Annotated in this window: 10 protein-coding genes; 7 read left to right on the top strand and 3 right to left on the bottom strand. The window is 56.6% G+C overall.

The features are described 5' to 3' along the window. Positions 1 to 1,150 precede the first annotated feature (1,150 nt). The gene (gene aspA, locus CYJ10_RS30810) at positions 1,151 to 2,578 is read right to left on the bottom strand and encodes an aspartate ammonia-lyase (protein ID WP_101685233.1); all 1,428 of its coding nucleotides are present in this window, start codon (positions 2,576 to 2,578) and stop codon (positions 1,151 to 1,153) included. A 366-nt stretch (positions 2,579 to 2,944) separates the two neighbouring features. After that, a complete protein-coding gene (locus CYJ10_RS30805) occupies positions 2,945 to 4,273 on the bottom strand; it encodes a cation:dicarboxylate symporter family transporter (protein WP_101685232.1) in 1,329 nt (442 codons plus the stop codon). Positions 4,274 to 4,872: 599 nt separating this feature from the next. Between CYJ10_RS30805 and ggt the strand changes: the two genes are divergently transcribed. Beyond that, on the top strand, positions 4,873 to 6,630 hold the full coding sequence (ggt, locus tag CYJ10_RS30800) for a gamma-glutamyltransferase (protein WP_101685231.1): 1,758 nt from the start codon (positions 4,873 to 4,875) through the stop codon (positions 6,628 to 6,630). Positions 6,631 to 6,745: 115 nt separating this feature from the next. Here ggt and CYJ10_RS30795 read toward each other — a convergent pair whose 3' ends face one another. After that, entirely contained in the window at positions 6,746 to 7,393 is a 648-nt protein-coding gene (locus CYJ10_RS30795) for a TetR/AcrR family transcriptional regulator (RefSeq protein ID WP_101685230.1), read from the bottom strand. A 154-nt stretch (positions 7,394 to 7,547) separates the two neighbouring features. Between CYJ10_RS30795 and CYJ10_RS30790 the strand changes: the two genes are divergently transcribed. From CYJ10_RS30790 to CYJ10_RS30765, 6 genes are all read left to right on the top strand, one after another. After that, a complete protein-coding gene (locus CYJ10_RS30790; protein WP_101685229.1) occupies positions 7,548 to 7,934 on the top strand; it encodes a nuclear transport factor 2 family protein in 387 nt (128 codons plus the stop codon). Between the two features lie 55 nt (positions 7,935 to 7,989). Further along, positions 7,990 to 8,619: an NAD-dependent dehydratase gene (locus CYJ10_RS30785; protein WP_101685228.1), complete on the top strand. Its 630-nt coding sequence runs from the start codon at positions 7,990 to 7,992 to the stop codon at positions 8,617 to 8,619. Positions 8,620 to 9,309: 690 nt separating this feature from the next. Beyond that, complete coding sequence (locus CYJ10_RS30780) at positions 9,310 to 10,314, top strand: winged helix-turn-helix transcriptional regulator (RefSeq protein WP_101685227.1); 1,005 nt, start codon at positions 9,310 to 9,312, stop codon at positions 10,312 to 10,314. A gap of 289 nt (positions 10,315 to 10,603) precedes the next feature. Continuing rightward, a complete protein-coding gene (locus tag CYJ10_RS30775) occupies positions 10,604 to 11,821 on the top strand; it encodes an ABC transporter substrate-binding protein (protein WP_101685226.1) in 1,218 nt (405 codons plus the stop codon). Positions 11,822 to 11,879: 58 nt separating this feature from the next. After that, complete coding sequence (locus CYJ10_RS30770; protein WP_101685261.1) at positions 11,880 to 12,827, top strand: helix-turn-helix transcriptional regulator; 948 nt, start codon at positions 11,880 to 11,882, stop codon at positions 12,825 to 12,827. A gap of 466 nt (positions 12,828 to 13,293) precedes the next feature. Further along, positions 13,294 to 14,445 (top strand): iron-containing alcohol dehydrogenase, encoded by a 1,152-nt coding sequence (locus CYJ10_RS30765; protein WP_101685225.1) that lies wholly within the window; start codon positions 13,294 to 13,296, stop codon positions 14,443 to 14,445. Positions 14,446 to 14,494 lie beyond the last annotated feature (49 nt).

The raw sequence follows: 14,494 nt of genomic DNA, 5'->3' as shown, positions 1-14,494 counted from the left end.
TCTTCGGCCGCTTGGACAGTCGGGCTCTTCCCGGGTGCGGTCTCCCAAGGCGCGACACCTGAAACGGACGTTCAGATCTGGCGTATGCTCATCGCTTTACCGGACAACGGAGATATATGGCGAAGTTGAATTTGAACGGTAGAATGCCCGTTGGCGACTATATCTGGTCGATGGGGCGCACCATTGACGGGCTAGCTTGGATCGGAACATCAATTGCGTCGCTCGTACTTGCAATCGGGTTGCTCCTCGGCGTTTCGTTAGCACCGTTGCGGTACACAGACGACGCGTCCGCTATCACCGCGCTCTTGCTATATCCGGTCCTGAGCTTCGTCCTCGTGGTCCGCGCACGCTACGTTTCGCAATCTGCATGGTTCGGTGTCCTCATTTGTTGCGCATTATTTTTCGGACTCCACTTCTATAAGGGCAGAATACCTACCCTCTACGACGCAGTCAGGGTAGTAAAGTGCGCGTTCCGGAGTTGCCCAACGCCATAAGCGCTCGGGAACAGCCGTCGGTCAATGCAGGTTTCGTCCATCAAATGACCGTTGTTGGCGATATCAAAGGTCTCCTTAGGGGCGGTCAGAGGCGGTGGGACCTGAGCGATGGATCGGGCGAGCCCGGTTGCAGATTTAGCCTCTATGGCGGACCTCTAGAACAATGGCGATCCCAATTTGAGGCGTGGCAGGCTGCCCGCGGCGCGGGAGATTTCTGGGAAATGGTAAGGGAGGCTGACTGACCCTCGCTGCGCAAGGTCGCCCCTGCAACCCAGTCACCGGATCCGGACTCGAGTGAACTGGAGAGAGGCGGTAGATTCTCCCGGCACTTGCATCGTCGTGCAGGCAGGAGCCGCCAATTGTGTGAGTAGCGCCGATGCCCGTCGCAGTTGCGTCGGTTGCTTGCGGGGGGGATAGTCGAACGAACGAGACTTCTCCCAGTTGACCGGTTACGGCACTCATCCTGGATCAACCCACTCTTCAGAGTTGTTGTGCAACTTTCAGCCTTCTCAGATCGGGCTAGCGTCTAAGCGTTGCACTTCTTGCGAAGCATGGCGCTCTACCCCATGTCGGACCGTCATCCTAAACGACCACAACCTTTTGGCATAAAAAAGGATGATTCCACACGGGGGAGAGCGGCCGTTAGCCGACAGTGCTCAGTTCGACTTCGTGGGAATGTTCAACGGGACTGGCTGCGTAAGCGTCTCGGGTCGTAGGATTCGGTCGAGCTCTTCCTTTGATAGCAACCCCTTGCTCAGCACGATGTCATAGACGCTGCCACCGGTGATGTGAGCTTCCTGGGCAACGGCCGTCGCGTTCGCATATCCGATGTACGGATTCAACGCAGTTACCACACCGATTGAATTCTCCACTGTGGCGCGCAGCTTGTCTGCGTTTGCAGTAATGCCCTTGACGCAGCGCTCAGCAAGCGTCAAGCATCCGTTTCGAAGGTGGCTGACGCTCTTGAACAGGCTGTGAGCGATTATGGGCTCGAACGCGTTGAGCTGTAGTTGTCCAGCCTCAGCTGCGAAGCTGACGGTGACGTCATTACCAATGACCTCGAAGGCGATCTGATTGACGACTTCCGGGATCACAGGATTAACCTTGCCGGGCATGATGCTGGAACCGGCCTGCATCGGCGGCAGATTGATTTCGCCAAGGCCGGCTCGCGGGCCACTGGAAAGCAGGCGCAAGTCGTTGCATGTCTTGGAGAGCTTCACCGCCACGCGTTTGAGCACGCCAGAGAGCTGTACGAAGGATCCGCAATCTTGCGTGGCCTCGATCAGGTTGGGTGCGGTCTCCAGCGGAATGCCAGTAATCTCGCGCAGGCGTTGGAGAACTAGCGGTGCGTAAGAAGGATGTGCGGTAATGCCCGTTCCAATCGCTGTAGCACCGAGGTTGATTTCGCAGATAAGCATTGAGGCCTCACGAAGACGCTGTTCGTCTTCGCCCAGCATGACAGCATACGTACTGAATTCCTGTCCTAGCGTCATCGGTACCGCGTCTTGCAACTGAGTGCGACCCATTTTGATGATGTGGGCGAACTCTTCGGCCTTAGCCTCGAAAGCTCGTCGCAAGACCGCCATTGCCTCGATGAGGCCGACAATGCCAAACCAGGTAGCGACCTTGAGCGCGGTTGGGTAGACATCGTTGGTGCTCTGCCCAATGTTGACATGTTCGTTCGGGTGCAGGTGTTGATATTCGCCCTTACGGTGGCCAAGCAGCTCCAGCGCACGATTGGCAATGACTTCGTTGGCGTTCATGTTGGTCGAGGTTCCCGCACCACCTTGAATCACGTCAACAACGAACTGCTCATGGAGCGCGCCGGCCATCAGTTCCTTGCAGGCCGCCACGATTGCGTTACAGCGCGTCTCGTCGAGCAGGCCAAGCTCGTGATTGGCGAGTGCTGCAGCTTGCTTGATCGCAGCAAGTGCCTTGATTAACTCCGGGTAGATGGAGATTGGAGTACCCGTGATTGGGAAGTTCTCAACGGCGCGCAGCGTATGGACACCATAGTAGGCCTCCGCGAAGACCTCGCGGTCGCCAAGGAGGTCGTGCTCGGTTCTGAAATTTTCTACGGTCATGGCTTACGCTCCTGGCGCAAATGGGTTTAAGCGGTATGGCGAAAGTCTAGTGAGTCGACTGTTCCGTTGCTAGGCTCCATGCAAAGACAGTATCGAGAGTAGTGGGGCACAGACATCGTTATGCAAATAACGTATAGATATTTGTTGATGGCTGGACGAGGATATCTCTGGATACTCGGGGAGTAACGAGCTCGTTCTTTTCTACAGGCGAATCCAGGGCGGCGGCAGAGGTAACTGTCTGGGATTTCAGCATGGGCAGGGCACCTCTTCGCCCACAAATAGAAACGGCCCGCAGCCAAGGGTGTCTTGGCATGCGGGCCGTCTGGTAGGTATGTCTGGGCACACGCCCAGACGGAAAGCACTCTGTTAGACGGTGCTGCTCTCTACCTCGTGCTTTGCGTTTCGGTCCCACTTTGCGACAACGATTGGAGCGATTGCGTTCCCAAGGACATTAAGTGTCGTAGTGCCCATCTCCATCATGCGGAAGACGCCGGCTACGAGGGCCACACCCTCAAGAGGAAGTCCAGCACTTGCAAGTGTGGCGGAGAGGATCAGCAGAGCGAACCCCGGAACACCGGCTGCGCCCTTCGAAGTCAGAACCATCGTCACGACCAACATGATCTGCTGGCTAATGCTGAGGTCGATGCCGTAGAGCTGAGCAACGAAGATGGTCGCGACGCCAAGGAAGATGGACGCACCGTCGAGATTGAAAGCGTAGCCAACGGGTACGACGAAGCTAACGATGCGCGGCGGTACGCCAAAGTTCTTCAGCTTCTCCATCAATTGCGGCATGACGGCTGCAGAGGCTGCGCTCGAGAACGCGAGAATCAGCTCATCCTTGAAATAGCGGATCAGTGTGAAAATGTTGGTACCAGCGTACTTTGCAATCGAACCTAGAACGACAAATGCAAAGATTGCGAGGGAGAGATACACCACGGCAATCAGCTTGGCCAGCGGGAGAAGCGATGCAAAGCCAAAGGTGGCAATGGTCACCGAAATCATGCCGAAGACGCCGATTGGCGAATAGGCCATGATAAGGCCGGTCAGGCGGAACATGCCTTCCGCTACGCTGCGCATCATGGCGACGACAGGCTTCTTCGCTTCACCCGGCAACCGGTTCAGCGCGAGTCCGAACATGACAGCGAAGAAGATAATCGACAGGAGCTTGCCTTCCCCGAGCGCCGTAACGATGTTATCCGGAATGATGTTCAGGGCGATCTTCAGGACGTTGGATTCGGTGCTTTGCAGTTGAGGTGCTGAAGCATGTGCGTGGATGAGTTGGCTGTCGGAAAGCCCCACCCCAGGCTGGAAGACGTTTGCCGCGACCAGTCCGATGATGATAGCCAGCGTGGTGGCACCAAAGAAGTACACCATGGCTTTCGTTCCCATGCTGCCGAACGACTTGCTCTCATCAGAGCCGGCGATGCCTACCACCATGCTACAAAAGACAATGGGTACCACGATCATCTTCATTAGTTTGATAAAGATGTCGCCGAGTGGCTTGAGCATTTCTGCGACTAGCCAGTCTTTGTGCGCGGGATGGGTGTTGAGGTAGTACCCAACGACGATTCCAAGAACGAGGCCAATGGCTATCTGCCATACGAGGGGGATGCGCACCCTGCGAGTCGTAGCAGCATCGCCTGCAACGGAGTCGAGCAATGGGTTCGAAGTGGGGGCGTGATTCGCGCTTTGCATTGGGTCTCCAGATGGACCGCCGTGGAGATTGTTGTTGTTATCTGCGAATGTGCAGGGCCACTGACGATGAATGCCATGCCTGTGGCACAGCGGTTCACGAGTACGGGGCTGGACGGCCTCGCATCGAGTCGGGAAGTCTAGCGGCGGTCCAATCGGATTAAAAACGATATATTTTCCCGCTCACCTCCAATAATTCTGATGATTCGATGGGGCGTCCAGGTTTATCGGGGTGTTGTGTATTGTGAGATTCACATTTTCCGCGGGTGCGAAATCGATTGGCCCAGATCGCGAGCAGACCTGTACTCAGATCACCACCTGGCGAGGACTAGATCGAGTCTCGGTCGAGTGGATTTTGAAATCCGTAAGCATCAATTTTTATAGTGCTTGTGACCAAGATATATTGTTTTTTTTATTGCTGTGCTCCACCTATGATCCTCTGCACAACGAGGCCTCACAGGCCCAACTAATTCGAGTCGCGAGGAACTCCCGGCTTGTTCACCCCGCAAGATCTACATCCAGATCACGCTGAAATCGGTGTGTGCATGTCGCCTTCGTCGGCTCGACTATCGAGACGCAGACCATCATTGGAGGAGACAGAAATGCGTACAGGACCCTTGGCAAAGCGCTGGATTACCGGTCTTTCAGTTTCACTATTCGCGACAACCGCCTTCTTGGCCGGGTGTGGCGGGAGCGACGATAGCAGTAGTAGCGCCAGCACTCCGTCAACGACTCCAGCACTGCTAACGGCTGGTGCCGCAGCCACCGGCGATGACTACAGCGCCCAAGTCGCGCAGCAGGTTCTCAAGCAGGGCGGAAATGCTGTAGATGCTGCCGTTGCTACGGCGTTCACGCTGGCGGTCACCTATCCCGAGGCCGGAAACATCGGCGGCGGGGGCTTCATGAACATCTACATGGACGGCAAGCCATACTTCCTCGACTACCGCGAGGTCGCGCCGGGTGCTGCAACGAAGGATTTCTATTTGCAGTTCAAGGACGGAAGGGGAAATCAGGATCCCAACAGCAGTGTGATTGGCGCGCAGGCTGTGGGCGTGCCTGGAACTGTGATGGGCCTTTGGGAGGCGCAGAAGAAATTCGGGAAGTTGACATGGCAACAAGTCATGGCGCCGGCCATCGCGCTTGCTCGCGACGGATACCTTCCCTCGCAGCAGGCCGTAGACTGGGTCAAGTGGGTAAATACGACTTATCCGAACTCCCCCTATCCCTACAATTTGAACGAGTACTTTGGTGCCATGAAGGTGGGCGCTCTCTTTCGCCAGGCGGACTTGGCCGCTACGCTTGACCGCATTTCGTCGGGCGGTGCAGATGAGTTCTACAAGGGTAAGACTGCCGATCTTGTTGTGGCATCGATGACTCAGGATGGTGGAAAGGGGCTCATTAGTAAGGCTGATCTTGCTTCATACAAGGTGGTCTGGAGAGAGCCGATTTCCTTCAACTGGCAGGGTATGACCGTGCTCACGGCACCTCCGCCCAGCTCAGGGGGCATCGCTTTGGCTCAGCTGCTCGGAATGAAATCGACGCTGAAGAGCACGCTGTTTCAAGGGGTGACGGTCAATAGCGCACAGTACATTCATCTCAACGCGGAAATCATGAAGCGTGTGTTCGCGGACCGTGCGCAGTATCTCGGCGATCCGGCATTTGTCGATGTGCCGGTGGCAGGGCTGCTCGATTCAACCTACATTGCGCAACGTGCCGCGGAGGTCAATCCAACCTCGATTACCCCGACGGCGAACGTACAGCCTGGCGCCCCGAAGTTCCACACCACGCATTTCTCGGTGGTGGACCAATGGGGTAACGCAGTGTCAAACACGTACACGCTGAACAACCCATATGGCAGCGCCGTGGTGGTTCGGGGCGCGGGGATCGTGCTCAATGACGAGATGGATGACTTTGCCACGGTTCCTGGGCAGCCGAACGCTCTTGGGGTCATAGGTGGGGATGCCAACGCGGTGGCACCTGGCAAGCGTCCGCTGTCGTCGATGTCGCCGACGATCATGCTGAAGGATGGCAAGGTAGCGATGGTCCTCGGTACGCCTGGTGGTTCTCACATCTTTACGAACCTCTATCAAGTACTCGCCAATGTCTATGACTATGGCATGACGCTTGACAGTGCGGTGAAGAACCCCCGATTCCACCATCAACTTCCGCAAGGAACTCAAATCCAGGATGAACCATACTCGCCGCTGCCCAGCTCGCTGGTGTCTGAGCTTGGTTCGCGTGGGTACACGGTAAGTACGTCGTTCTTCAACACCGACGTGCAAGCCATTCAGATCGTGAATGGAAGCCCCGTGCCGGTCGCTGATCCGCGTGGTCGAGGCAAGGCGGTGATTGGCAACTAAGTTCGTTGCTGGCCAGCGTAGTTTCAAATCTGGGCGACGGTGTCCGTTCCAGGAGATGGAGGAACGGACAATCGTTTCCTGGTTCGCGCCGGCCGGAAGGCGTGAGTGATTTGCGTCAGCTTTTCTTACTTGCCTTCGGCTTCGCTGGAAGCATTGCCGAAGCCATCATTGCGATGCCTTTGAGCTCCGCATGGGACACGCCATCGCGCGCGGGGATCGACATGCCTTCCAGCAGGGTGTTCAGTGCCCCGCCTAGTGCATTGACGTCAGTGTTGGCCGGGAGGTGTTGGTCTTCGATTCCCCGCGCTATACGTCGCAAGAAATGGTTCTTGCCCTCTTGACGCAGCTTCTTCAATGCCTCAATGACCTCTTGGGAGTCCGGTGACACGTTGATGGCGGCTAGCACTACGAGGCACCCGCATGGTGCGCCAGGGGAGGAGAGAATCGCGGCAGACTCCGAAAAGAAGCTCCTTATTGCCTCGTGCAAGTCGGGCTCGTCGTGCATGCGCTTCCATGCGTCATCCCAATAGACGGCTTCGTAGTGACTGACTGCCTCGAGGAAAAGCTTGGCCTTGTTTCCGAACGCTGCATAGAGGCTTGGTGGATTGATTGTCATCGCCGTACACAGGTCGGCGATGGATGTGGGTTCATAGCCTCTGCGCCAGAACACGTTCAGCGCTTGGTTCAGTGCGGCCTCGCGATCAAATGCGCGTGGCCGTCCTTTCGCGCGAGACTGGGCGGGAGTGGTCGAAGTGCTCGACATGCTTTTCTAGCAACCTGAAAGAGGTGTTGACAATATCTGTAGTGGTTACTATACAATATGTATTCTGTAGTGAGAATTACAGATATTGACCGATCAACCGCAGCCACTTGACGATGGTTGCCGCAAATCTTCGTTGAAGAGACTAGGAGCTTTTATGTCTAAGAACATCAAGACTGTTTCCACTGAGGAGTACGATGACGTGGTCGCAACCGTGGTGAAGTACGTCGAAGGGCTGCGTGTGGGCAGCCCCCAGGGAGTCGCCGCAGCCTTCCACAAGGATGCCGTCATGTATGGCTTCACCAATGGCGAACTGCTCGGCGGCCCTATCAAGAACCTGCTCGATTTCGTTCAGACCCACGGCACGGCCCCTGATATCAAAACGCGTATCGACGTCATCGCGATCACGCCGACCACTGCGGTGGTGCGAGTGGACATGGAGAAGGACGCCATCGGTGCGGACTACACCGATTTCCATACGCTTCTGAAGCTGAACGGCACTTGGCAAATCGTTGCCAAGGTGTTCCATATGTACGAAGGCTAAGATTGCGCGTGTGCCTTGGCTCCATACGGCAGGGCACTTCACGTGGGAGAGAGACTTGGATATCTTGTTGGTTGGCTCGACGGGACTTGTTGGAAAGCAAGTTCTCGAACTGGCGTTGGCGGACCCCCTCGTTCAACGCGTTGTGGCACCAACAAGACGTCAGCTCCCAGGACACGACAAGCTCGTGGCACCTTTCGTGGACTATGAGCACTTACCTGATGATGCGCCTTGGTGGAACGCTGATGCCGTCATTTGTACTCTCGGAACCACGATGCGTGCCGCAGGCTCTCGACAAGCCTTCCGACGTGTCGATCACGACTATCCCCTTGAGGTTGCGAGGCGCGCAAGTATCCATGGCACGCCGACCTTTGTATTGAACTCCGCCATCGGCGCAAGCGTGTCTTCGCGATTCTTCTATAACAGGGTGAAGGGGGAATTGGAGGATGATTTGGCGACTCTGCCGTTCAGCTCGCTCACATATGTGCGGCCAGGGCTGATAGACGGTCATCGTTCGGAGTTCCGCCTTGGGGAACGACTCTTCGTCAATGCTTTGAGGCAGGTCGATTCCATTCTTCCCCGCGCTTGGCGTCTCAATCCCGCGCACGAGATTGCGATGGCACTGTTGCAAGCCGCTAAGTCTGCGCCCGCAGGTGTACACGTAGTGGCGTCAGACCAGATGGTTTGAGGTTCCTTACCTGAAGAGGGTATTCGGTCAAGGTGTCTTGAATGCGTTCTTAGCTGGGGGCATTGCCTGTCCCCTGGCGAAACCTTGAGGCATCACGCGCTATATGCGTACCAATGACGCGATAGAGGAGTAGCTCAAGCGAGTTCCCCTTTGTCCTCTCCATCGGGCCACTCCTGGCTCAGTTGGGTAGCGCAACCGAACGTTCGAGTCGTGCAGGACGGATTCCTGTTTGTTATCAATGGATTAGCTATCGCGCTTGACCTGCGTCTGACCGGGTTATGATTGTGCGATTCGCCTTCTCCAGGCCAAAGCTGACGGCGATGTTCATGGAGGCTGCACGGCGTACCATTCGGCATAGGCTCTTCGAGTGATCGGTTGTGGTGAGCGCCGCAAAGATAACAAGTTTGATCCCACTACCTCTCAGCCCCGATTTCTAGCGCTAGCAGCTGCAGCAGCAGCACAGCTCACATCCCTTACAGAACGTAAAAATCTACAGTGGGTCTAGCGCACTTGGGCAATAGCTCGCTGCAAATAGCTAGCGCACCAGTGTGAACAGCAACGGGTCATGGGCTACTCCAAGAAGCATGACTTACACCGCTATATGAGCGTGTCGAGTGCGACTTGCAGAACTGGACTATAATTTCCGTTCGTGTCATACAGTCCATCACCGAGCGAATTGCAGACCAACATATGAAACTTGCGAAATCAGCAAACGCGCTTGCCGGTCACAATGCGGGCGACGCAAAGTTCGCCTCCGTCGAGCGGTATTCGTCGGTCGCGCGAACTGTGGAGATTCTCTCGGATGCTTGGGGTTTCCTGGTTCTGCGTGAGTGTTTCTTCGGTGTTCGGAGGTTCGAGCAATTTCAGGCGCTGCTTCAAGTACCTCGGACGACGCTTGTACAACGCCTTACGAAACTCACCGAACTTGGGATTCTGACAAAGGTGCCGGTTGGTGGCCGGCATGAATACCGCTTTACTGACGCGGGGCGCGACCTGTATCCGACAATGCTCTCCCTCCTTGCGTTCGGGGACAAATGGCTCGCCGGCGACGGCTTGCCGCCACTGCAGTTATTCCACAAGTCTTGTGGCCATTCGTGTTCCCCGCGTGTTGCTTGCTCGCACTGCAATCAGAGCATCGAAGCAAAGCGGGTGCGGTACCGGGATGGTCCTGGAGCTGGCAGCGAGGTTCGCACTGAAGTAAGGAAGCGGTCGCGGCGGACTTCTGATCCTGCTGTATTGGAACGTGTTCGGCCATGTTCGGTGGCCAGAACGCTGCAGATTATTGGCGATCGCTGGTCGTTTCTAGTCATACGCGAGTTCTTCTACGGAGTGCGTCGGTTCGATGAATTTCAGTCTCGCTTAGGGATTGCTACAAACATTCTTGCCGACAGGCTACAGCGCCTGACTGAAGAGGGGGTCATCACTAAGCGCCAATATCAGGAGCGCCCCGCTCGTTTTGAATATCTCATGACTGAGATGGGGATTGATCTTTACGGGGCGATGCTCGTGATGATGCGCTGGGGCGACAAGTGGCTCTCGGGGGGTAAGCCGCCGCTAACGCTGCGGCATAGCGACTGTGATCACGATTTCTACGCCAAGGTGGTCTGTACCCAGTGCGGCGAGGAGCTAAATCCTCGTGATGTTTCTTACACCCTCCGCTATCAACTGAACGCGCCCCTTTCGGCTGCGGCTTAGTCGCTAGTCGCTCCAGCCTCAGCCATCCCTCTGCCTCGTCCATCCGCGACGAGGCCAGCATTTTCTCCGGGGCGATCCCCGGTCCATCCTCGGCGCCTCCGACTTGCGCGTGCTTATCCCTCCCGCCGCTTGACTCCCTAGGAATTGCCTCCTCCCGAAGGCCCCTAGGGAAAAAGTTACTTGCATAACTAAATTGTAATGGCTACGCTTTGGCAAAAAGCAAGGGTATTTAGGAGGAAGGCGATGTTTTCATCGCTTGCATTGTTGAGTTCAGACGACGGAGACAGAAATGAAAAAGAGTGTCTTATCGAGCATTTATGCCGCACTATCGTTCTTCACGATTGCCGGGCACGTGCAGGCTCAAAGCAAGATTTCGGATGATGCGGTGAAGATCGGTGTGCTGACCGATATGTCAGGGCAGTTCTCACACGAATCCGGGGAGGGTGCCGTCACTGCGGTGAAGATGGCTGTGCAGGACTTTGGCGGCAAAGTCCTGGGCAAGCCAATTGAAGTCATCGTGGCTGACCACCAGAACAAGCCTGACGTGGCAGCTACGCGGACACGGGAGTGGTTTGACACTCGTGGAGTGGACTTGGTCACGAACCTGATCAATTCTGCGGTCGCACTCTCCGTCGTAAACGTCGCGAAGGAGAAAAACCGGATCGCTATCATCAACGGTTCCGGGTCGTCACGACTTACAGGCGAAGCATGCACGCCAAACAGTATCCATTACACGTATGACACCTATGCCCTTGCTACTGGCACAGCAAAGGCTCTGATTGGGCAGAAGTTTGATTCGTGGTACTTCCTTACCGCGGACTATGCCTTCGGTCACTCACTTGAGGCGGATGCGATGCAAGTTGTGAAGGCCAGCGGCGGCACTGTGGTGGGAGCAATTCGCTACCCTGTGGACGCGAGCGATCATTCTTCATTCTTGCTTCAGGCGCAGGCTTCCAAGGCGAAAGTGGTGGCGCTGGCCGGATCTGGTAAAGGATTCGTCAACGCAATGAAGGCTGCGTCGGAATTCGGACTCACTGGAAAGCAGAAGATCGCTGGTCTACTGGTGTGGGATACAGATATCCACGCCCTTGGCCTGAAGCAAGCTCAAGGGCTTGTCCTCACGACTGCGTTCTATTGGGACCGTAACGAAGCCACGCGTGCCTGGGCGAAGCGCTTCTACGACAAGATGAAGCGGATGCCGCATATGGGCGACGCAGGAGACTACTCATCGACGATGCACTATCTCAAGGCCGTCCAGGCTGCTGGCACCGACGACGCTAGCGCTGTCATGGCGAAAATGAGGGAAATGCCGATCAACGATTTCTTCGCAACAAACGGCCACATTCGGGCCGACGGTCGCATGGTCCATGACATGTACGTCTATCAGGTCAAGGCACCGGGCGAGTCCAAGTATCCGTGGGACTACCTGTCTCTGTTGAAGACGATTCCCGCGAACGAAGCTTTCCGACCGCTAGCGGAGAGTAAGTGCCCATTGATTGGAAAGTAGTCGTCATAGTTGCTTCATGCCCGGAGCGACTTGCCCGTTCAGAGCTGACGTTCTAGTCATGCGCCGCAATCGAACTCCTGGCCTGGCTCCTGATCCCTGCGCCGAGACGCAGCAAGCCACGTCCCCTCACGACAAGGGCGACCACGACCTTCTGGCGTTGGGAGAGCGCATCCGCTCGCTGCGAGCATCGCGGGGTATGTCGCGCAAGGATCTGGCGCGACATGCCGGCGTCTCGGAGCGCTATTTGGCAGTGCTGGAAGGCGGCGCTGGCAACGCTTCGGTGCTGCTGTTGCGCAAAGTAGCGAGTGCGTTGGACGTGACGCTGCCGGTGGTGCTAGCGGATGTGGAAGGGTTTAAAGGGCAGCATGCAGCCGATTTCGCTCAAATGATCCAGTGGTTGGCACGATTGTCGGACGAAGACTTCATGCGTGCGCGCGAAGTATTTCGCCATGCTTTTGCGCCAACGGGAGCGGGCTGTGACGCGCGTAATCGCCGTATCGCGCTTATTGGCCTGCGGGGAGCTGGCAAGTCTACGCTGGGCCGGGCGCTGGCCGAGGCCCGGGATGTGCCGTTTATAGAGTTGCACGCCGAAATTGAGCGAGAGGCTGGCACAAGTCTGTCGGAAATACATGCGCTGTATGGGCAGGCGGCCTACCGTCGCTATGAGTTACGGGCGCTCGAGCGCACTGTGCTCGAGCACGACCGGTTCGTGTTAGCCGCACCCGGTAGTCTGGTGTCTCAGCCGGCTACGTTCAATCTCCTCTTGACGCGGTGCTATACCGTCTGGGTGCGGGCGTCACCGGAAGAGCATATGGCGCGAGTAGTTGCCCAGGGTGATATCCGCCCCATGGAAGGCAGCGGCGAAGCAATGGCCGATCTGCGTCACATTCTTCATGCGCGAGCGCCTCTCTACGCCCGAGCGGACCTGACAATCGACACGAGCGGCGAAGATCCTGCGACAACGCTGCAAAGGCTGCGCACACAACTCCCCATTGCGGCTCTTTAGCCCGGAACGATAAGAATCATTCGACAGCCCCGTGGCGAGTCGCATCTCCAGATTTTTGGGGGAGGCTCATATACAGCGAGCTGCGTTGTGACATCAACTGGTTGCTGTGAACGAGCCGGATTCCTTCGATCCAACTGCCGCCCCCGGGAAGTGGTGACCTTTCTGCGAATGTCCGACGTGCAGACTTGGTTGCTTCTAGTTGCGGCGAGCACGATCTGTTTCTGACGACATCCATGGCGGACCACCTGAGCATTTCGGGAGAGGGCAGTGCACCGCCGGCCGGACTACAGTCATGGCACCTAGCGTTGCGCATACAAAACCGGCGTCTCCTTCACCTTCTAGGGATTTCCCTCGTTAATGCAAGTGCCTAACAGGTTGCATTGAGCCAAAAAGCTCAAGTTTTATCTTGCGCAGCAAGTTAAATAGTCTAATAATGCAAGTGACACTCAGCACCTAACCCATCGTCATGAAAAGCTTCGAATTTCACAATACTCGGTCGTTGGTAGTCGAACGTGGCGGCGCCGCGAAGTTGCATGAGCGCATTGCGGCGATGGGCTGCAGCAGTGTGCTCATAGTCACGGATCCGGGTCTGCTGGCCGCGGGCGTTCTCGAGGGAGCGTTGGCAGGACTTGCTAATCATGGTCTGCGCGCAACGGTGTTTTCGGATGTGCAAGCTGACCCGCCGGAACACGTGATTCTTGCAGCGGTTGCTGCCGCAAGAACTGCCGAGGTGGATTGCGTTGTAGGCTTTGGTGGCGGAAGCTCGATGGACGCTGCCAAGCTAGCAGCCTTGCTGGCCTGCAGCGGCGAACAGATCGCAGAAGTCTATGGCGTCAATCAGGCGAAGGGCCCGCGCCTACCGCTGATCCTCGTGCCGACGACCGCTGGTACCGGTTCCGAAGTAACGCCGATTTCGATCGTGACCACTGGGGTGGGGGAAAAGAAGGGTGTCGTCTCTCCAGTGCTTCTGCCCGATGTGGCTCTGCTCGATGCTGAGTTGACGTTAGGACTGCCGTCCCAAGTAACCGCCGCGACTGGCATCGATGCCATGGTTCATGCCGTCGAGGCGTTTACCAGCAAACGGCTGAAGAATCCCATCTCTGATTGTCTTTCTCGCGAAGCGCTCAGTCTGCTCTCCGGATCAATTCGGCGAGCGTGCGTCGACGGGGGAGATCTGGAGGCTCGCGAGCATATGCTGATTGGCGCCTGTCTAGCTGGTATGGCCTTCGCGAACGCTCCCGTTGCTGCAGTACATGCGTTGGCGTATCCAATCGGCGCGCGATTTCATGTGCCGCACGGCTTGTCCAACTCGCTGGTCCTCGCACCTGTAATCCGGTTCAACATGGTGAGCGCGGCCGGCCAGTATGCGGAATTGGCGCCTATCGTCATGCCAAGGGCGACAGGAAGCGAGCACCAGAAGGCTCAAGCCCTGGCAAAGTACCTAGGTGACCTCGCCGGCGATCTCGGTCTTCCGACGCGTTTGCGCGATGTTGGAATTTCCGACCTCGATGTGAACCTGCTCGCGTGTGATGCGATGAAGCAAACACGGCTGCTGATCAACAATCCGCGAGAGCTTGGCTTCGATGATGCCGTTTCTTTGTACCAGGAGGCGCTGTGAGCGAGAAAGCTGTTCCCACCCGGCGCGAGTCATATTGGCATTTCGAAAC

The sequence above is a fragment of the Cupriavidus pauculus genome (assembly GCF_002858765.1).
GTDB classification, from domain to species: Bacteria; Pseudomonadota; Gammaproteobacteria; order Burkholderiales; family Burkholderiaceae; genus Cupriavidus; species Cupriavidus pauculus_B.
Note: the sequence above shows the minus strand (reverse complement) of the source record. Positions and strands in the feature narration are given on the sequence as shown.